This is a genomic window from Ekhidna sp., from assembly GCF_965212185.1.
Lineage (GTDB): Bacteria > Bacteroidota > Bacteroidia > Cytophagales > Cyclobacteriaceae > Ekhidna.
This window is the reverse complement of the sequence record NZ_OZ243102.1, coordinates 4014226-4033699: the sequence shown is the minus strand read 5'-3', so window position 1 is coordinate 4033699 and position 19474 is coordinate 4014226. Positions and strand designations below refer to the sequence as shown.

Genomic DNA, 19474 nt, shown 5'->3' with positions numbered 1-19474 from the left:
GGTGATTAGGCGTGTACTGTTTTACAGTCACGCCTTCTCTTTTTTTGTATGATTGATTGAAGTCAAATTCTCTTTCACCTTAACTTTAACCTATGAAAAAAATTATTCTTCCATTCCTCTCTCTAATTATTTGCTTGCAATCTTTTGGATGGGGCGCTACGGGTCATCGCATTGTTGGGCTGATTGCTGAGCGTCATTTATCAAAAAAGGCAAAAAAGAATATTGAAAAAGTGCTTGACTTTGAAACATTGGCCGAAGTAAGTAACTACATGGACTTTATTAAGTCCGACGCAACATATAGACATATGTCTTCATGGCATTATGCAACAGTTCCTGACGGAAAATCCTATGAAGAAGCAGGAACACCTGAAGAAGGGGATATAATTGTAACCATTCAGCGGTTGATGGGAGAACTTGAGACAAAAAACTTTACAGACATGGATGAAGCCTTTGCATTAAAATGTTTGGTGCACTTAATTGGTGACATCCACCAACCTCTTCATGTGGGTAATGGGGAAGACAGAGGAGGAAATGATGTGAAGCTTCAATACTTCTGGGAGAATTCCAATTTGCACAGAGTATGGGATAGTGAAATGATTGATGGGCAAAAATATAGCTACTCTGAATATGTCGATTGGATTGACCATCCTTCAGACCAACAACTTCTAGATTGGTCTTCCTTAGAGGTTTTACAATGGGCAAATGAATCAAAAGAAGTCAGAAGTCAGTGTTATGACACCATGCCAGACGACTTAAAGCTTAGCTATCGATATAACTTTGACAATGTGGATTTACTTAATCAAAGATTACTTCAGGCAGGCATTCGATTAGCCAATGTATTGAATGCCATTTACGGTTAAAGAATCGTCATTCTAAGTTTATTGGCTGCTTGTTCCATTTCAACAAGCGCTTCTATCGCCATGACAGTGTCCATCGGGACTTTTAAAATATTGGCAGCATGGTGTACTTGCTCTCTTTCGTCTTGTGCATAATCATCGTCAGCACTTGACATTCTGATTGCATCGTAAATAAGCAGCTTATTAAAGTTGGCGAATGATCGAGAATTGAAATTGTGAAATATTTCTTCAAGATCACCTTCTTCAAAATCATATTCTTCCCAGTCAGCCACAATATCCTCATCAACCCCAACAGCATCGGCACATTCAATGGTTAGCCATTCAAGTTCTGGATCAGAAACCTCACCATCCGAACCGGCTATTGTTAAAAGTGCATAACCATACTCACGCCAACTCTCTTTAGGTACCATGATGATACCATAAAAAGAAGAAGTAATTTTTATAATGTCTGAGCTCATAGTCAGATGATTTATTAAATGTAAACTTAAATTAAAGCGTTTTTAATTGAAATAGAACAACTTCGCTATTGATTAAATATTTAGAACAGATGAACTCTTTATCAGCAGAAGATATAAAACTCATTAACCAGAGAGGTCAAAACATTGAGGAAATTGAGAATCAGTTCATTCGGTTCCAAACAGGATTCCCTAATACAAAGCTAGACACGGCGGCTATTGTTAGTTCTGGAATTCTGAGATTATCCAAAGATCAAATTGAATTGTACCAAACTAAATATGAGCAAGCGAAAGTTGGTGTTATGAAATTTGTGCCGGCTTCAGGTGCAGCTTCCCGAATGTTTAAAGCCCTTTATGCATTTTTAGATAAATATGATGGAACGACACAAAGTTTTGAAAGCATTTCGAGAGAGGATAAAAAGATCGGAAAATTTTTTAGTGATCTAGATGAGTTCGCCTTTTACGACGATTTGAATGAAACTCTTCAAAAATCAATTGGCATTTCTATTCACGAAGCAATCTCCTCAAACAAACACAATGAGATAGTAAAGCATCTACTTAGTGAAATAGGGCTTAACTATGGGAATCTCCCAAAAGGGTTGCTTAAATTTCACAAAGAGCAAGGAGAGAAAAAGACCGCTGCTCAAGAGCATCTACACGAGGGAATAGCTTACGCAAGTAAAAGTGGTAAGTTAAAGATTCATTTTACCGTCTCGCCAGAACACCTGTTAGCCTTTAAGACTCACATATTAAAATCAATTGAATCGTTACAGAAAGACCTGAATACCTCCGTCACTTTTAGCACTCAGCATGCTGCCACTGACACAATCGCTGTAACAAGTGACTATAAACCCTTCAGGGATAAAAGCAAACAACTTTTATTCAGACCTGCAGGCCATGGTGCATTGCTTCAAAATCTCAATGATTTAGATTCTGATTTAATTTTTATCAAGAATATTGATAATGTCGTTCCTGATAGACTGAAAAAGGAAACCATACTTTTCAAAAAAGTTTTGGCAGGCGTATTGCTTTCATATCAGGAAAAAACATTTGACTTATTGAAGAAGAATGAGGAAGGCATAGATATCATTCAAGATGCAACGAATCTTCTTTATGAAATGGGAATACGGAATTTTAGTGAGAAGGAAATCGCCAACCTGCTCAACCGACCCATTAGAGTGTGTGGCATGGTTAAAAATGAAGGGGAACCTGGGGGTGGTCCATTTTGGGTAAAGTCTGAGGGTAAATCATCCTTGCAAATTGTAGAATCGGCACAGATTGATATGAAGGATGTCGAACAGAAAAAGATTTTCAAATCCGGTACTCACTTTAATCCTGTGGATCTTGTGTGTGGAGTAAAAAACCATAAAGGAGAGAAATTCGACTTGCTGAAATACAGAGATGATGAAGCGGGATTTATTTCCGAAAAATCATTTGGTGGGCAAAAGCTTCTGGCCATGGAACTTCCAGGATTGTGGAATGGAAGCATGGCAAATTGGAATACGATTTTTGTTGAGGTTCCTTTGATTACTTTTAATCCAGTTAAGACAGTCACGGATCTTTTAAAACCCGCACACCGTTAGAGAGTGTCCTTTAAAACAGAATCAATTTCATTGTAGTCAAACGGTTTTTTAAACATATAAACTACTTTTTTTGATGAAATGGCACCTTCAATTTGTTCATTTCTCTCGTATCCAGTAAGCAAAAAGCAGGGGATATCAATCAAACTGGGTTTGATTTTATCAATAAGTTGGAGCCCATCCATTCCTGGCATTCTTAAATCTGAAATTAAAGCGCTTATATTCTCCTTGTTTTCCTCAATCTTTTTTAAAGCTTCTTCACCAGATTCTGCAGTAAGGACATTGTAATCACCTTCGAACCTTTTTTCCAGAACGAATAGGTTTATGATTTCATCATCTACGAAAAGAATTGTTGGTCTCACTGCACGCTAAATGTAATTGTAAATTTAGAACCTTTCCCAAGCTTTGAAGAAACGTTAATCGAACCATTATGATCTTCGATTATTTTATATGTTATAGATAAGCCCAGCCCCGTTCCTTTTCCTACTGGCTTGGTGGTAAAAAACGGATCACTAATTTTCTTCATGTCTTCCTTGCTGATCCCGACTCCATCATCCGTGATTTCCACATCAACATACCCATCACTCTTTTTAGTTTTTACGCTAATTGTACCACCTTCCTCTATTGCTTGTACAGCATTAGCGATAATATTTAAAAATGCCTGATGAAGCTTTCCTTCATTTCCTGGGATGATAACCTTATCCTTCTCAAATTGTTTAATCACCGTTCCCTTATACTTTAGCTTTGGTTGGAGCATTACAAGACTGTTATCAATTATTTCATGCAAATCGCAACGTTCATCCATAGACTCTGTGTTTCTGCTAAAATGATTGAGGCTGTTTACAATAACAGATGCTCTATTAAGCCCCTCTTTGATGACATTAATACTTGGAGATGCTTCCAAGAGCAATTCCTTTTCTTCCTTCAAGCCATTCTCTAATATTTCAATACCTCCTTTGATAAAATTTAATGGGTTATTTATCTCATGAGCGACACCAGCAGAAAGCATACCTAATGATGCCATTTTTTCAGATTGAATCAATTTGTGTGTTGTATCCTTCAGCTGTTTCATTGATTCTCCAATTTGCTGGTTCTTGATGACGAGTGCATTTCTGAAAAGAAAAGTGTAAATCGAGACGATTGAAAAGACAAATACTGAACAAAGGACTCCATGTGCAGCTGTGAGGTTTGTTGGTATTAAGTTTTGCGTTAGTCCCAACTTAGTTAGTGGGTACATTGCGATCATACAAACGGCAGAAACAGCCATGAAAAAGTAGCGGTCTTTTAAAGGCCGATAGAAAAAAGCTAACAAAGGAGGGATCAAAAACTCTATTAATCCTGAGGAAACAATACCTCCGGTATAAAACACCTGATAGAAGAAAATAGCAATTGCAGTTAATATTGAAAGCCGAAAAAGTGTAATGAGGCTAACAGAGAAATTGGATAATATGCCATAAACAGCAAATAGTACGAATGAGCCAAAAATAGGAATGTACAACTTCGGGATATCAGCTATGTAATAAAAAACTCCAAATACCAGCGTCGAAACATAAGCCGAGATCATGAGAAAAAGGTAGAACCCTTGTTCTCGTTTGAGGTATTTGAGACTTTTCAAGGTGGTGACAGGATTATAAATCTAAATTAGAGACGAAAAATCAATTCTGCGTGTTCAAAATCAAACCTTCGATTAAATGGATATTTTAACCCTTGAATGACATTCAATCATCACCGGGACATCTCTATGCAGCCTTTGCTTCTTTTACAGAATTTTCAAGCAATGCATATACTTCGTTAATTTCTTCGCTCGGTTCAGCTTGTTCTGACTTAAACTGAAAAAGGGTAAGTTCTACTTTATTGATGAGTTGAACTCGAATTGAAATCAAATGTTCCTCTACAGAATTTCTCGCTGCGGTGGTATACTCATCTATAAACTGTGAGTGTAACGTAATAGAAGAGATCATTTTAAGTGGCTGATCTTCTTGATGATAAGTATCTATTATCGCGGTAAATGTTTTCTTATTAAGGTTTATCGCAAGACTGGATTTTTTTGAGAAGTAGATTCTACGAATAACAATTACTCCAATAACGCCACCAATCAATGCCACACCGTAAATCGCTCCTGCAGAAAAAACGGGAATAGAAAGAAAGACCGTAACGAACAAAAGGACGAGCGCTCCCATGACACCTGCTTTACGCTTAATGGTAATTGTTCCATCCTTGTATTTATAGGAATAACTATTTTCTTCAAGAAGGTCAATCGCCTTCCTGCTGAGATTGGGTGATTTCATATGTAATTCGTTAAGACCTATTTTATATAGCTGGCCTTAATTCTGATGATTAAGGTAAGAAAAAAATATTAGGAATCACTTGCCCTTCGACGAATTTGAAATTAAGGGCGCATTAGTTTAGGCTGCCGAGTACGCTTTTTCTTTTGATATTACAGAACTCAAGTAATCATAAACCTCGTTCATTTCTTTGGAAGGTTTAGCATAATCTGAAATGAGTTTGAACAATGGAATCTGATTTTCATTTTCATCTTCTAGTCCGATGGTTACTTGATGTTCTTCGCTAGTACTTTTAAACGCACTGGAGTATTCATCCACAAATTTTGAATGAATGTAAACACCTTTGATTTGTTCAAAGGAGAATGACTTGCTTCGATCATCTAATTCAAGTGTTTGTTTTTCCGGGTCAATAGCCAGTTTTAAGCTTCCGGGAATTCGTCTTACCAATGGTCTAAAAATCAGAAATGCTACAATGAGGGCACCAAGCCCTGCCAACCACTGGAGAGCAAAAAATAAGGCAATAAAGACTGCACTTATGATCATAACAATGATTAACCCTACTCGATCTGTTCCGGCTTTTTTGAAAAGTATCTGATCATTTTTTGATTTATATGAGTACCCGTTGTACTCAAGCATGTCAATTGCTTTGTTGCTTAGCATATGTATCATTACGTAACTGTCAAGCTAACTAAATTACTCATTCACCAATTCTAAATCAATGGTTCTTCGATCAATATCAGTCTTGGCAACTATCACTTTAAGTTTATCACCCAAAGTAATGATGCGTTTATTGTTTCTTCCAATTACTCGCATCTGCTTCTCGTCAAATTCATAGAAGTCATCATCCAGATCACTCATTCGGATCATACCTTCACATTTAGTTTGTATAATTTCTACAAATATTCCCCACTCTGTAACTCCCGAAACAATTCCTTCAAATTCTTGTCCGAGCATGGTTTCCATAAACTCTACCTGCTTGTATTTGATGGATGCACGCTCTGCATCGGCAGCTCGCTTCTCACGTTCGGAAGAATGCATACATAATGGCTCATATTCTTCATCTCCTACATTTTTACCACCTTGCAGGTAATGCTCGAGGAGACGATGCACCATCACGTCCGGATACCGCCTAATAGGTGAAGTAAAGTGTGTGTAGTGATCAAAAGCCAATCCAAAGTGACCCCTTGGATCGGTAGTATACTTGGCTTTTGCCATTGAACGTATGGCAAGAGATTCCAAAACGTTCTGTTCGGGCTTTCCTTGAATATCGTCCATTAGCTTATTCAATCCACCAGATAGGTTTTTACCAAGATCCATTTTGTGACCAAACTTCGCTGCAAAAGAGGCGAATGTGCTAAGCTTCTCAGGATCCGGATCATCATGCACCCTATAGACAAATGTTTTACTTCCTTCTTCCTTGCCTTTTTCCTTCCATTTGAAAATGTGGGTCGCCACTTCTTTATTAGCGAGCAGCATAAATTCTTCAATCATTTTATGCGCGTCTTTTCGCTCTTTTGGGATCACCTCAAGTGGTTTGCCATCTTCATCTAGTCGGAACTTTACTTCTACTGTTTCAAAATTTACAGCCCCATGCTGGAACCTCTTCTTTTTTAATTGCTTGGCAATGTTGTTGAGTGTGACAATCTCTTTTGTAAAGTCACTGTCCAGCCCTTCAATCCGTTCCTGTGCTTCTTCGTAGGTAAATCTTCGATCAGAATTAATTACGGTACGCCCAAACCATTTTTTGGAGATTGCTCCTTTTACGTCCATTTCGAAAACAGCTGAGAAGGTTAGCTTTTCTTCGTTTGGCCTTAACGAACAAAGACCATTTGATAGCCTCTCAGGAAGCATCGGTATGGTTCGATCTACCAGATAAACCGAAGTGGCCCTGTCAATGGCCTCTTTGTCCAATTCCGTTCCTTCATCCACATAATGAGAAACATCTGCGATGTGAATACCAATTTCATATATCCCTTTTTCTAATTCCTTAATGGAAAGGGCATCATCAAAGTCTTTTGCGTCATGCGGGTCTATCGTGAAAGTGGTGACGTCACGAAAATCATGGCGCTTTTTTATTTCTTCATCTGTGATAAGATCAGAGATTTCGTCAGCAGCTTTTTCGATTTTCTTTGGAAACCTAAACGGCAAACCAAATTCTGCCATAATCGAATGAATTTCAGCCTCATTTTCGCCGGCTTGTCCAAGTACTTCGGTGACAGTTCCTAGCGGACTTCTGTTTTTTCTGTCATGCCATTTGTCGATTTTAACCATCACCTTATCGTTCGGCTTGGCTTTCCCGATCTTTTCAGGATATACCATAATGTCGAAATGGATATTTCGACTATCCGGAACGACAAAGGAGAATTTCTGTGAAACTTCAATTCGTCCCACAAACTCGTCACGATTGCGTTTTAAAATGTTGACCACTTTTCCTTCTGGTCGGTAGCCTTTTCCGGATTGCTTAGTGATGACAACACTGACTAAATCCCCATGGATTGCAAAATTTAAGTCATCCGTTTTTACCCAGATATCCTCTTCTGAATCTGGTGTGACGACATATCCAAAATTTGGGTTGACATGATCAACGGTTCCCTGGATGTGTTCGCTTTCGGTATTGCTGACGAATCGTCCATCGCTGAGCCGTCTGATTTTTTCTTTACTCTCAAGACTGAAAAGCTGGCTTTTTAAATAGTCTTTAGATTTTTTATCTCGGAGTTGAAGCTTTCTGATTAAATCTCTGTAGCCATAAGACTTTCCGTCGTTTAGAGAGAAGATCTCATGGAGCTTAGTTTTTATTTGTTTTACGTGATTAGGTTGTTGTTTGGATCGTGATCCTAATTTCTTTTTTCGTTTTTTACTCATGTTAATTTTTTTGACCGTGCGGTCATTTTACGATGTTTATCTGATCTGGATCGATCAGAGGTAAATTATTGAGGCGGAGGTAGAGCTGTGCCGTAGCGATTACATCTTTCTTGCAATATTCCTCAATTTTTGTTAACCCATCTTTTTCTTCATAATATGTTTTTGTCACCATTGAGCCATCCAGGTCTGTTTTACTGGAAGGTATCCCAAAGATGTTGGTCAGTAAATCCAGTGAAGTGAAGCTTTTCCAGTCGCCAAACTTCCATAGTTCCATCGTGTCGATGTGGTTTACCTCCCAGGGTTTTTTTCCGGTCATATTTAGTGACCAAGGTATTTTAATGTCATTAATCAGCATACGCCTGCACACGTAGGGGAAATCAAATTCTTTTCCATTATGAGCGCAGAGTTTTAAGTTATCCTGATCAAATTTTGATTCTATAAAGTTTTTAAAGTCTATTAATAATTCTTTTTCGTTATCTGAGGCAAGCGTTTTAATTCTTAATGCAGGCTTTCCTCTTTGTTCATGATAGAAGCCCATTCCTATCACAATGATTTTTCCGAATTCCGCGTAAATAGCTGCCCGATCTTCGTAAAGCTCTTCTGGTGATTTTTCATCAGGATTACGAATAAATCCGGCTTTTCGTTCCCAATGTTTCTTTAAAGCTGGAGAAAGGTGCTCGATGTTCTCGTTTCCCGAGACCGTTTCAATATCTACGATAAGGAAGTCTTGAAAGTGATTTAGCAAACTTCAGAAGGTTTGATTAGGTATTAATCATGCAAGATACCTTTCATTTCCAATTCTTCAATGAAGATGAGATTTTCTTCAACGATGGAATCAGGCACAAATATAAATTTTTTGTCATACACCTGCCCGTCAATGAAATAGCTGACCCAATATTCATTATTTAAATGGAATACGGAATCATCGATAGGTTCAATCAATGCATACTCACTTGGATCAACAAAAGGAATCATGTGACGCAGGGTAGAGGTTTTTTGCTTTTCTGTCTTCGTTTCTCCATAGCCTCTTGAAGTCACCATTATATTTTCAAGTTTTTGATTGTTTCTGTTAATCAAAAACACTTTCCACCCTTCTTCATCTTTTGCGACTACCACATGCACATCTTTGACAGGAGAAAAATCAATGTCTTTTCGCATATTGCAAAATTGGTATCATTTCAGGATAAAATATGCTATCCACTTTCCTAATTCTTTCGGCTTGGTTTAGTTTGCTGCTTTATTTTCAATGAGCAACCTCGAAAACAATCGTATTTTTCCTTTTGTTTGGCCCTGGAAAGGATTTAACAATCAATCGTTAACGGTAAATCAAATTTTAAGTCAAAAATCCTTTTCGATATTATACCTGATTATCATTTGGTCTATAATAGGAATTTTAGGTTTTGCATCGACACGAAATTGTGAGGATACATGGCAATTGGCAATTCAATGTGATTATGCCTTCTGGGTAAAAAATCTTCGCGAAGATCCACTCATTTTTGTTAGGAACCTCTTCACCACACTGTTTCTACATAATAGCATTGATCATATTTTATTCGTTTCAGTCCTTGGATTTTTATTGATCGTACAATCCCATGAAGCAATATTTGGGTCAAAGACAACTGCACTAATATTTCTATCCGCTTATCTGACAGTTGCTCCATTTTTCGGAGTATTCTATTCAGTTGGATTAGATTTATTCCCAGACAGTAGATTCATTCAGTTTGCATTTGAACGGAACTGGATGGGAGGTTCAATAGGAATGTTCCAGGTTTATGGCGCTTTAGCAACCAAAAGTCGAAAGCCATGGGTGTTGCTAATTATCCCATTTATTTTTGAGGCGTTCAATTTGTCAGTCCTGGGAATTGATCTGCACATTTCATTGATGCATTTAATGGCCACTTTCCTTGGCTATGGTATTTCACTCTGGTTGGTGAAAAAGTAGCTATCCATCCAGATCCATTTCAAAAATAATGGCCAGATGGTGCTTTAGTTTTTCCTCCACTTCCTTTATGTCCATTTTCCGACCCAATTCTTTTTGTAGTGATGTCACTGCTTTGTCTTGAATACCACAGGGAACGATGTAATTAAAATATTCCAGGTTCGTATTCACATTGAAAGCAAATCCATGCATAGTGACCCATCGACTGCTTTTAACACCAAGGGCACAAATTTTTCTGGCTTTCTTATTATCATCACCATCCAGCCACACACCAGTAAGTCCTTCTACTCTGCCGGACTCAATGCCATATTCTCTTAAGGTGAGAATAACCGCTTCTTCCAGAAACCGCAGATACTTATGGATGTCCGTAAAAAAATGATCCAAATCTAAGATTGGATAACCAACAATTTGGCCAGGACCATGGTAAGTGATGTCGCCACCCCGGTTGATTTTGTAAAAAGTCGCTTCCTTTTCTTTCAGGAAGGCATCATTGGCGAGGAGGTGATTTTCATCGCCACTTTTACCAAGAGTGTATACATGTGGGTGCTCACAGAAAATCAGGTAGTTTTTGGTTTCTACTTGACTTGCTTCAGGAAGCTTTCGATTGGCAATTTTTTGATCAACTGTTTCCTTAAAAAGCTGCTCCTGATAATCCCAGGCTTCCTGATAGTCTTTGAGACCTAGATGAATGAATTGTGTTTTTTTATTCACTAGCTACAGTTCTATGTAGGTCTCCAACAATTCAAGTTCACCATCTGGTTCAATAGTAAACTTTTTCATGCAGGCTGGTACTAACATTACTTCACCAAACTTGATGGACACCCCTTCAATTTTTCCAGACCCTCCAACGGCAATATAGATTTTAAAGCAATCGAGCTCTGAACGGTTGATGGTTTTAGTTTGATTAAGAATTAGCTTATTCGTTGAGAAATAAGGAGATGAAACGATTGGGTTCGCCTGGTTTGGAACAGTTTCATATTGGCTTTTCAAGTTTTCAGGTTTTGAAAAATCGATTGCGTCTAAAGCTTGTTCTACATGTAATTCTCTCTGGTTTCCATGCTTATCTACCCGATCAAAATCGTAAATTCTATAAGTGATGTCTGAAGTCTGCTGGATTTCAGCAATCATAATGCCTTTACCTATCGTATGTACTCTACCTGCAGGCAAATAATAAACATCTCCGTCACCAACGTTTTCTGAATGTAACAAATCCAGGATTTTTCCACTGTTGAAATACTCCTGGTACTCCTCTCGATTTGTATCTTTCACAAATCCATTAATTAAGCTTGCTCCTTCATCAGCTTGAAGGATGTACCACATCTCAGTTTTTCCGGGACAGTTATGTCTTTCTTGAGCAAGCTCATCATCCGGGTGAACCTGAACAGACAAATCCTGATCCGCATCTATAAACTTTATTAAGAGAGGAAACTCATCTCCAAAATGCTGATAAACAGAACGACCAACCAAATCAGCCTTATTTCTCTTTATTAGATCAGTGAGTAACTGGCCTTTTAATGCTCCATTAGCTATCTCTGAAATATTTCCAGGGACACCTGATAGCTCCCACGTTTCACCGCAGTTGTCCAGCTCGCCAAAGTCCTTTCCAAGGATTGTTTTGATTTTCTGTCCGCCCCAAAGTTTTTCTTTGAAGATCGGATTAAACTTTAATGGATATAATTGTGACATTGAAATATAAAATGGCCAATGGCCTCACACATGGATCGCAAAACTAAAGGTATTCAGGGTGAAGAAATAGCAAAACAACACTATGAAAAGAATGGATGTGAAATTTTGGAATCAAATTATCGCTATAAACGAGCCGAAATTGATTTGATAGCCCTATTAAATGAAGAGCTTTTGATTTTTATCGAAGTAAAAAACCGAAGCAGAAAGGATTTCGGTGATCCTGAATCATTTGTCTCTGATGCCCAACAGGAACGAATCAAAGAAGCAGCTGAAGATTACATTTTTGCCATCAATTGGAAGAAAGACGTCCGATTCGATATCGTTTGTGTTGAATCCAATGATGTCATTGAGGTATTTGAAGACGCCTTCTAATTAGTTTTGTGTCCAATGAATAAGCAAATCAACCTGGCAATCTTCGCTTCTGGAAGTGGGACCAATGCAGAAAACATCGCAAAATATTTTGAAAACCATGAGCGCATTCAGGTCAAAGAAATCCTTTCGAATAAAAAGGACGCTTTTATGCATAAGCGCGCGGATGATCTAGACATTCCTTCCTGGACATTTTCAAAAGATCAGTTTCTGGACCCCTCATTTATCAAACGATTGGTAGATATTGATTACATCATTTTGGCTGGTTTCCTTTGGTTGATTCCTAAATTTTTAATTCAATCTTACCGTAACCGAATCATTAATATCCATCCAGCTTTACTTCCAAAGTTTGGTGGTAAGGGCATGTACGGAGATCGGGTGCATAAAGCAGTGATGGAATCAGAGGAAAAAGAATCCGGAATTACGATTCATTTAGTCAACGAAGAATATGACAAAGGAGAAATTCTTCACCAGGCTAAATGTGAGGTAGTGAAAGGAGAATCTCCAGACTCTCTTGCGAAAAAAATCCATGCGCTTGAATACGATCATTACCCCAGGGTTATTGAAGAGTATATTTTATCAGGTTCTAAATAAAAACCATCTACGATGGTACCTTTGCACTCCTTGAAATAAACCAACCCACATTCATGTCTAAGAAGAAGATTCAATCTGCACTTATCTCTGTTTTTCATAAAGATGGCCTTGAACCAATTGTTCGCAAATTAGATGAACAAGGAGTAAAAATTTATAGTACTGGAGGTACAGAAAAATTCATCAAAGAATTAGGGATTGATGTTATTCCAGTAGAAAGCCTGACAGATTATCCGTCCATTTTTGGCGGACGGGTAAAAACACTACACCCGAAGATTTTTGGTGGTATTCTTCATAGAAGGGATAATGAATCAGATTTGGCAGAGGCCAAGAAGTTTGAGATCCCTCCGATTGATTTGGTGATTGTAGATCTGTACCCTTTTGAAGAAACTGTAGCCAGCGATGCAGGTGAAGATGACATCATAGAAAAAATTGATATCGGAGGTATTGCGTTGATCAGGGCAGGAGCAAAAAACTACAAGGATGTTGTGATGGTAAGTTCTCGGGAATACTATCAGGACCTGCAGGATATTCTGGACAATCAAAACGGTGAGACTACTGAGGAGGAGCGTAAATTATTTGCCGCTAAGGCTTTTGCAACATCCAGCCATTATGATTCTGCTATCTTCAACTGGATGAATAGTGAAAAGCAAGTGCCAGCTTTCAGGGTTTCATCTGCGCCGGGCAGAGTACTTCGCTATGGTGAAAACCCACATCAGAAAGGGTATTTCTATGGAGATTTTCATGCATACTTTGACCAAATTAATGGAAAAGAGATTTCGTATAACAATCTGGTTGACATAGAAGCTGCTGTACAATTGATGGCGGAGTTTCGAGATAAAACTGCTTTTGGAATCTTGAAACATAACAATGCATGTGGCATAGCTACAGGGCATTCAGTGAAAGAAGCCTATCAAAGAGCGTTTGCTGCGGATTCAGTTTCCGCATTTGGAGGTATTTTAATTACCAATCAGGAAGTTGATAAAGCAGCTGCGGAAGAAATGAGCAGCCTGTTTTTTGAAATCCTGATTGCACCAACATTTGCGGTGGATGCCTTAGAGATACTTAAGAAGAAGAAAAACCGAATCTTGTTGATACAGAAAAAACCATGGCATCAGGAGGTTCAATACAAAAGCTTGTTGAATGGTACAATCGTTCAAGATTATGATTTGAAATCTGAATCAAAAGATGATTTGGAAGTAAAAACGCATAAAGCACCTTCTGCTGATGAGGTCGAGGATTTGATCTTCGCTTCTAAAGTTTGTAAGCAATCGAAATCAAACACCATTGTGCTTGCAAAAGAGGGACAACTACTTGCAAGTGGTGTAGGACAAACTTCAAGAGTGGATGCGTTAAATCAAGCAATTGAAAAAGCGGGCAAGTTTGGTTTTGACCTAAATGGTGCTGTAATGGCGTCCGATGCATTTTTTCCGTTTCCAGATTGTGTGGAGATTGCACACAAGGCAGGTATTACTGCTGTGATCCAGCCGGGTGGCTCCATAAAGGATCAGGATTCCATTGATTATTGTAATGCAAATGGCCTAGCTATGGTCATGACGGGGACAAGGCATTTTAAGCACTGATTTTTTAGTATTAACCACAAAGCACAATAACTTACACAAAGTACTTAGAGAGAGTTCGTAATATAGATTGCTCTGTGTCCATTGTGTCTACTCCGTGTCCTTTGTGGTTAAATTCTTAAGAAGTCAACTTCATCAACAACTCTACTAGTTCTCCTTTTTTCATATCACTAAAGTATTTTTTTCGCTCTGAATCACTCATATTTTGCATTTTTTTTACAAAATCACTTCCTAAAACTTCTACTGCATGATTCTCTGGAGCTCCAAAGATCTCAATTTCATCAATGGCTGTATTCAAAACTTCTCTGCCTTTGAGTTTTGCCGTTTCAACGGGTTTGTACTTAGAGCTAGAGTCTCGCAATGCCCAGCTACTGTAATCGATCTTTAGATTATCAATCTGCTTGGCACGGGGGTCGTTTTCTCCAAAAATGCGTTCAAGGACGGTGATCGCACTCGTTTTCCAGGCTTCCAGATCGAAGCTATCATTATCCAGCTTGCTGATCTGTTTTTTGAGGAGCTTTATATATTGAGATTTCATGAACTATCGACATGTATTTGGTTGAAACCTTCAAGATAATGACATTTCTAATCGGATCATATCCTTGGCTCGTTTTGTAACAAGTAGTGGAAGTTCAACCGGAATTGGATACTTACCTGTTTCTGTGCCAAAAACATCTTTCATGCTATGATATTTTATTATTACGGTATCCTGAAGAAATGGTCAAACATCCGGTTAATTTGCACTTTTAATTCAAATTATGGAGTCCTTCTTAAAGCTTTTAAAACGTTTTGATCAAAAGGGTCTGATCCTTATGATCTCCTGCTTATATGTTTTAGTGAGTCTTTACCTGTTCAATAAATATGGGGTCAAAATCATGAATGACTCTCCACGCTACCTTAATTATGCAGACAACCTTACGTCACAGGGAATATATTTCGATCCACTAAACTTTTGGTATATCAGTTATGTGTTTTTTGTCTATCTAAGCCAGTTGATAGAAAACAACCATTGGATTATAATTTTGAATCAATACGTGTTGGGTTATTTAGCTACTCTTGCGATATTTCTTACAACCAAGAGGCTTACCAATAGCTTGCTTGCAGCCACTCTTGCGGCAACTGTTTTCATTGTTTTTCCTGACAATTTGAACTGGCACTCTTACGTGCTCACAGAATCCTTCTATTGCAGCATTTTGTCCATCACTTTTTACATGCTCGTGAAGACATACCAGGAAAGAGGTTTGTCAAGCTACATCATGACAGGTTTGCTGCTTGTCGTCTGCTTTTTTGTAAAACCAACTTCACCAGCGCTATTTATTGCGCTTTCTTTTCCATTTGTTTGGAAGTGGTTGAATAAACCACCACACCAGATATTAAAATTTGCTTCATTAATGGTGATTGGAACCTTGTTTTTGTTTCTGGCCAACAAAATGATTAGTTCACACCAGGTAATGCTCATTTATGAAAATGGAGACATCATTTTTGCTATGCATGAGTTTCCATCCCACCCACACCATGACTGGATGACGGTGGACATACCGGAAGATCTGGTTAAATCATCCCCTGACCAACCGTTAATTCAGCAAATGGCCGGCTTTGTGATATCCAACCCTGTATACTTCGCCAAACTATTTTTTGGTAAAATGATCATGTTTGTAACGCATATAAGAACATACTGGTCCTGGTCTCACAATGTTGCCATGATTGTAATCCTTTGGCCACTATACTTTTTTGGTTTACGTGCGATTAGAAAAAGACTTGTTTCCAATTACCTAGGTACTTTCAGTATCGTATATTTTATCATCCATACTTAGTAGTAAGTAGCACCTGGGCAGATTGGGATGGCAGATTTTTTGTGCCACTAATTCCATTGATAGTTGTTCTAGGTTGTGTTGGAATCAACGATAAGTTTTTGAAAAGTCGAGGGACAAAGAGTTTTTTAGAACTCAATTAGCTATGTGGCATCCATTTTCATTCAACTAATCCTTCCCCAATTCACAGCATTCTTGCTAAATGAATCGATATGAGATTTAATCATTCGATGTTCTGCCTTCTGGAGATTAGGGTCAGATTTCAACAAATCCTGGGCAGCTATACGAGCAGTCTTTAAAATTTCCCCGTCTTCAACCAAGTCAGAGACTAGCAAATCTAAAACACCACTCTGTCGAGTGCCCATAAGGTCACCTGGTCCACGCAATTCAAGGTCCACCTCTGCGATCTTAAATCCATCAGTTGTATCAACCATAGTGCGCAAACGTTTCTTTCCTTCAGTACTCAGCTTCACTCCAGACATCAAAATGCAATAAGACTGATCTGCACCTCTTCCCACACGTCCTCTAAGTTGGTGCAATTGTGAAAGCCCAAAACGCTCAGCATTTTCAATGACCATAATCGAAGCATTGGGGACGTTAACCCCAACTTCAATCACTGTAGTAGCCACCATGATTTGAGTTTCCCCTTTCACGAAACGCTGCATCTCCCATTCTTTATCTTCAGCTTTCATGCGTCCATGGACAATGGATATCTGGTATTTTGGGAAACGGCGAGTGATGCTCTCATACCCATCCATCAGATCTTTATAGTCCAGTGAGGCTGACTCTTCTATAAGTGGATAAACGATATAGGCCTGCCTGCCTTTTTCAATTTCCTGCTCAACAAAGCCAAACATCTCCAAACGCTTAGTTTCGAAAAAATGCTTGGTCCCTACGGGTTTCCTTCCGGCCGGCAATTCATCGATTACTGATACATCCAGATCTCCATACAGGGTCATTGCTAAAGTTCTTGGAATAGGTGTTGCTGTCATTACAAGCACATGCGGATAAACGTCCTTCGTTTTCGTCCAGAGTTTAGCTCGCTGAGCTACTCCAAAACGGTGTTGCTCATCAATGACGGCTAGCCCTAGATTTTTGAACTTTACTTTATCCTCCAGCAAAGCATGTGTGCCAACTAATATGGTGACCACTCCAGACATCAGCCCTTCATGTATAAGTTTTCGTTCCGATTTTGGCGTAGAACCTGTAAGTCTTGCCATATGAATACCTAATGGCTTGGTCCATTCCTGCAACCCTTTGAAATGCTGCTCTGCCAAAATTTCTGTTGGAGCCATGAAAGCACATTGAAATCCAGATCCGATTGCAATGAGCATGGATAAAAAAGCGACCATCGTTTTGCCACTTCCCACATCCCCCTGAACCAAACGGTTCATTTGCTGACCTGACCTAAAGTCAGCGTAAACTTCTTTGACCACTCTTTTTTGAGCTCCTGTCAATTCGAAAGGCATGTGATTTTCATAAAACTGGTTGAGAAGATCACTTGTATTAATGATGGCACCTTTGTACTTCTCGGTTCGAGTAATTTTTAGCTTAATCAACCTGAGCTGAACGAAGAACAGCTCCTCAAACTTCATTCGATTTTGAGCAATGGCTAATTCTTCTGCATTGCGAGGGAAATGCATCGCCACGACCGCTGTTTTTTTATCAATCAAGTTAAACTGCTGAAGGAGCTTGTCTGGTAGTGTCTCCATAATATGGTTGACTGACTCAACCAGCAAGACTTTCATAGCTTTTGTGAGGAACTTACTATCCAGCCCCTTCTTTTTCATTTTTTCAGTGGTATGATAAACGGGAATCAGATAACCCCCTCGCGCATTTTTTTCGGTAAGCACTTCTACCTCTGGATGCGCAATGTTCATTTTACCACTGAATACGGTTGCTTTTCCAAAAGCCACATACCTTACACCGATCGAAAGACTTTTTTGTATCCATTGCACACCCTTGAACCACACCATCTCTATAGTCCCGGTATCATCCGCAAACACGCCAACAAGCCTGGACTTACGCCCGATACCGATTGTTTTGAAAGATTTAAACTCTCCAATAATCTGCACATACGGAAGGTCCGGCTGTAATTCATTGATTTTGTAAAACTTACTTCGATCCTCGTGCCGAAATGGGTAATGCTGGAGAAGGTCTCCAAAGTTGAAGATGCCCAATTCTTTATTAAGTGTTTCGGCCCTTTGCGGTCCTACTCCCTTTAGAAACTCAATGGATCGATCGAAGAATGGGTGCATGTCGCTAAGATAATTCGAAGCACAAAAAGAAAGGGAGCATTACGCTCCCTTTGGTTCACCATATCATCTTCTCATAATAAAGTGATGGTTAATCAACTTCGCAATATAATATTTTGTTGGCAAATGAAAGCACAAAAAAAGGGAGCAGTTATTCTGCTCCCTTCGGTACCCTTATTTGGTTTAGTTTTTTTGGTTAGTCAACCATTAGTATAGGTAATTCAATGCTGTTTTATCATCATTGTTGAATGGACGGTCGCCACCATCAGTACAAGCTAACATCCAAGACTTTTTAGATGCAGTAGCTCCTGTTGGAGTTCCTGGGATGTGGTTTGCCCCTACGCCTGCAGTACCTTCATTTGATGTACCACCACCGCAAGAAATGCTTCTGTCAAAGTAATCTGTGTGACGGAAGCCAACACAGTGACCCATTTCATGAGCAATAATGGTAGCAATACCGTTTGTGCTCAGGCCATAAGAAGACTCAAGGACTCCACTCATCTTGATTTCACCATAAGGATCACCACTGTTTGTTGGGAAGCCAGCTGATCCTAGAACACCTCTTCTCTCATCTCTTTTGCTAAGTCTTGTCATAACAATGTCAGCTCCTCCTGAGGAAGTTACTCTTTGGAAAGAAATGGAAAGGTTTTCAGAGTTGTATCGAGAGATAGCTTCATCAAGTCCGGCAATCATAGCAGGGCTGTAGCCTCCGCCACCGCCTCCACCTTTCTTACCTTTTCCGCCACCACCTCCAGAGCCTTCTTCCGGGGCATAAATGGTAATGACTCTTCCACCCCCTGCATTTACAAGGTTGTTGGTGCTGTACTGCTCAACTTCAGCAAGGGTATTTGGTCGCCCCATCTCTGCAATGGATTGGTCAGTCAGATAGATATCTCCTTCTACCAGGTATCCAGCTTCAAATATTTCTACTGTGAAATTCTCAACATCGAAACCTAACGCAGCAATTTGTGCTACTACATCATCTGGAGCAGAAAGATCTTCTGCAACAGGATCTTGTTCAGAACATGAAAAAAGAGTTACGCTTGTGATTAGTGCAAGCGATAAAATGTTATTAATTCTCCTCATAATAATTATTTTTTTGGTAGGGTACTTTTTACAACTTTGCAATATAACAGAATTTTCTATTGCAGAAGAAGTTCAAATCAAAATTCGATTAAATGTTTTGAATTTAATCCAAAATAAA

20 protein-coding genes are annotated in these 19474 nt (G+C 38.9%); 7 read left to right on the top strand and 13 right to left on the bottom strand.

From position 1 onward, the window contains the following. Positions 1-92 precede the first annotated feature (92 nt). Positions 93-860, top strand: a complete 768-nt coding sequence (locus ACOMC3_RS17660) for a S1/P1 nuclease (protein ID WP_420317213.1) — start codon at positions 93-95, stop codon at positions 858-860. Here the strand turns inward: ACOMC3_RS17660 and ACOMC3_RS17655 are convergent. Then, positions 857-1315 (bottom strand): hypothetical protein, encoded by a 459-nt coding sequence (locus ACOMC3_RS17655; RefSeq protein WP_420317212.1) that lies wholly within the window; start codon positions 1313-1315, stop codon positions 857-859. The genes ACOMC3_RS17660 and ACOMC3_RS17655 overlap by 4 nt on opposite strands. Positions 1316-1404: 89 nt before the next feature. On the opposite strand from ACOMC3_RS17655, the gene ACOMC3_RS17650 reads away from it, so the two are divergent. Then, entirely contained in the window at positions 1405-2895 is a 1491-nt protein-coding gene (locus ACOMC3_RS17650; RefSeq protein WP_420317211.1) for a DUF4301 family protein, read from the top strand. On the opposite strand, the gene ACOMC3_RS17645 is transcribed toward ACOMC3_RS17650, so the two are convergent. The 7 genes from ACOMC3_RS17645 to ACOMC3_RS17615 form a co-directional block, all read right to left on the bottom strand. Continuing rightward, positions 2892-3254, bottom strand: coding sequence for a response regulator (locus ACOMC3_RS17645; protein ID WP_420317210.1), 363 nt, complete (start codon positions 3252-3254; stop codon positions 2892-2894). The genes ACOMC3_RS17650 and ACOMC3_RS17645 overlap by 4 nt on opposite strands. Further along, complete coding sequence (locus tag ACOMC3_RS17640) at positions 3251-4507, bottom strand: sensor histidine kinase (RefSeq protein ID WP_420317209.1); 1257 nt, start codon at positions 4505-4507, stop codon at positions 3251-3253. Before ACOMC3_RS17640 ends, ACOMC3_RS17645 begins: the two co-directional genes overlap by 4 nt. 124 nt (positions 4508-4631) lie before the next feature. Continuing rightward, a complete protein-coding gene (locus ACOMC3_RS17635) occupies positions 4632-5180 on the bottom strand; it encodes a hypothetical protein (protein WP_420317208.1) in 549 nt (182 codons plus the stop codon). Positions 5181-5297: 117 nt separating this feature from the next. Continuing rightward, the gene (locus ACOMC3_RS17630) at positions 5298-5837 is read right to left on the bottom strand and encodes a hypothetical protein (protein ID WP_420317207.1); all 540 of its coding nucleotides are present in this window, start codon (positions 5835-5837) and stop codon (positions 5298-5300) included. A 33-nt stretch (positions 5838-5870) separates the two neighbouring features. Beyond that, positions 5871-8039, bottom strand: coding sequence for a ribonuclease R (gene rnr, locus ACOMC3_RS17625; RefSeq protein ID WP_420317206.1), 2169 nt, complete (start codon positions 8037-8039; stop codon positions 5871-5873). Between the two features lie 22 nt (positions 8040-8061). Continuing rightward, the gene (locus ACOMC3_RS17620) at positions 8062-8784 is read right to left on the bottom strand and encodes a 3'-5' exonuclease (protein WP_420317205.1); all 723 of its coding nucleotides are present in this window, start codon (positions 8782-8784) and stop codon (positions 8062-8064) included. 23 nt (positions 8785-8807) lie between these two features. Continuing rightward, complete coding sequence (locus tag ACOMC3_RS17615) at positions 8808-9197, bottom strand: hypothetical protein (protein WP_420317204.1); 390 nt, start codon at positions 9195-9197, stop codon at positions 8808-8810. Between the two features lie 88 nt (positions 9198-9285). Between ACOMC3_RS17615 and ACOMC3_RS17610 the strand changes: the two genes are divergently transcribed. Beyond that, positions 9286-9981, top strand: a complete 696-nt coding sequence (locus ACOMC3_RS17610) for a hypothetical protein (protein WP_420317203.1) — start codon at positions 9286-9288, stop codon at positions 9979-9981. Here ACOMC3_RS17610 and lipB read toward each other — a convergent pair whose 3' ends face one another. Continuing rightward, positions 9982-10689: a lipoyl(octanoyl) transferase LipB gene (gene lipB / locus ACOMC3_RS17605; protein ID WP_420317202.1), complete on the bottom strand. Its 708-nt coding sequence runs from the start codon at positions 10687-10689 to the stop codon at positions 9982-9984. Between the two features lie 3 nt (positions 10690-10692). Further along, a complete protein-coding gene (locus ACOMC3_RS17600) occupies positions 10693-11664 on the bottom strand; it encodes a type I phosphomannose isomerase catalytic subunit (protein ID WP_420317201.1) in 972 nt (323 codons plus the stop codon). Positions 11665-11694: 30 nt separating this feature from the next. On the opposite strand from ACOMC3_RS17600, the gene ACOMC3_RS17595 reads away from it, so the two are divergent. Genes ACOMC3_RS17595 through purH form a run of 3 tightly spaced genes read left to right on the top strand, consistent with a single transcriptional unit; the run spans position 11695 to position 14207 of the window. Next, positions 11695-12036 (top strand): YraN family protein, encoded by a 342-nt coding sequence (locus ACOMC3_RS17595; protein ID WP_420317200.1) that lies wholly within the window; start codon positions 11695-11697, stop codon positions 12034-12036. Between the two features lie 15 nt (positions 12037-12051). After that, positions 12052-12627 (top strand): phosphoribosylglycinamide formyltransferase, encoded by a 576-nt coding sequence (locus tag ACOMC3_RS17590; protein WP_420317199.1) that lies wholly within the window; start codon positions 12052-12054, stop codon positions 12625-12627. 53 nt (positions 12628-12680) lie between these two features. After that, positions 12681-14207: a bifunctional phosphoribosylaminoimidazolecarboxamide formyltransferase/IMP cyclohydrolase gene (purH, locus tag ACOMC3_RS17585; RefSeq protein WP_420317198.1), complete on the top strand. Its 1527-nt coding sequence runs from the start codon at positions 12681-12683 to the stop codon at positions 14205-14207. A gap of 115 nt (positions 14208-14322) precedes the next feature. Here purH and ACOMC3_RS17580 read toward each other — a convergent pair whose 3' ends face one another. Continuing rightward, on the bottom strand, positions 14323-14742 hold the full coding sequence (locus ACOMC3_RS17580; protein ID WP_420317197.1) for a hypothetical protein: 420 nt from the start codon (positions 14740-14742) through the stop codon (positions 14323-14325). A gap of 337 nt (positions 14743-15079) precedes the next feature. On the opposite strand from ACOMC3_RS17580, the gene ACOMC3_RS17575 reads away from it, so the two are divergent. Then, positions 15080-16018, top strand: a complete 939-nt coding sequence (locus ACOMC3_RS17575) for a glycosyltransferase family 39 protein (RefSeq protein WP_420317196.1) — start codon at positions 15080-15082, stop codon at positions 16016-16018. Positions 16019-16179: 161 nt separating this feature from the next. Here the strand turns inward: ACOMC3_RS17575 and recG are convergent, their stop codons facing one another. Continuing rightward, a complete protein-coding gene (recG, locus tag ACOMC3_RS17570; RefSeq protein ID WP_420317195.1) occupies positions 16180-18273 on the bottom strand; it encodes an ATP-dependent DNA helicase RecG in 2094 nt (697 codons plus the stop codon). A gap of 204 nt (positions 18274-18477) precedes the next feature. Beyond that, positions 18478-19356 (bottom strand): M57 family metalloprotease, encoded by an 879-nt coding sequence (locus ACOMC3_RS17565; RefSeq protein ID WP_420317194.1) that lies wholly within the window; start codon positions 19354-19356, stop codon positions 18478-18480. Positions 19357-19474: the final 118 nt, after the last annotated feature.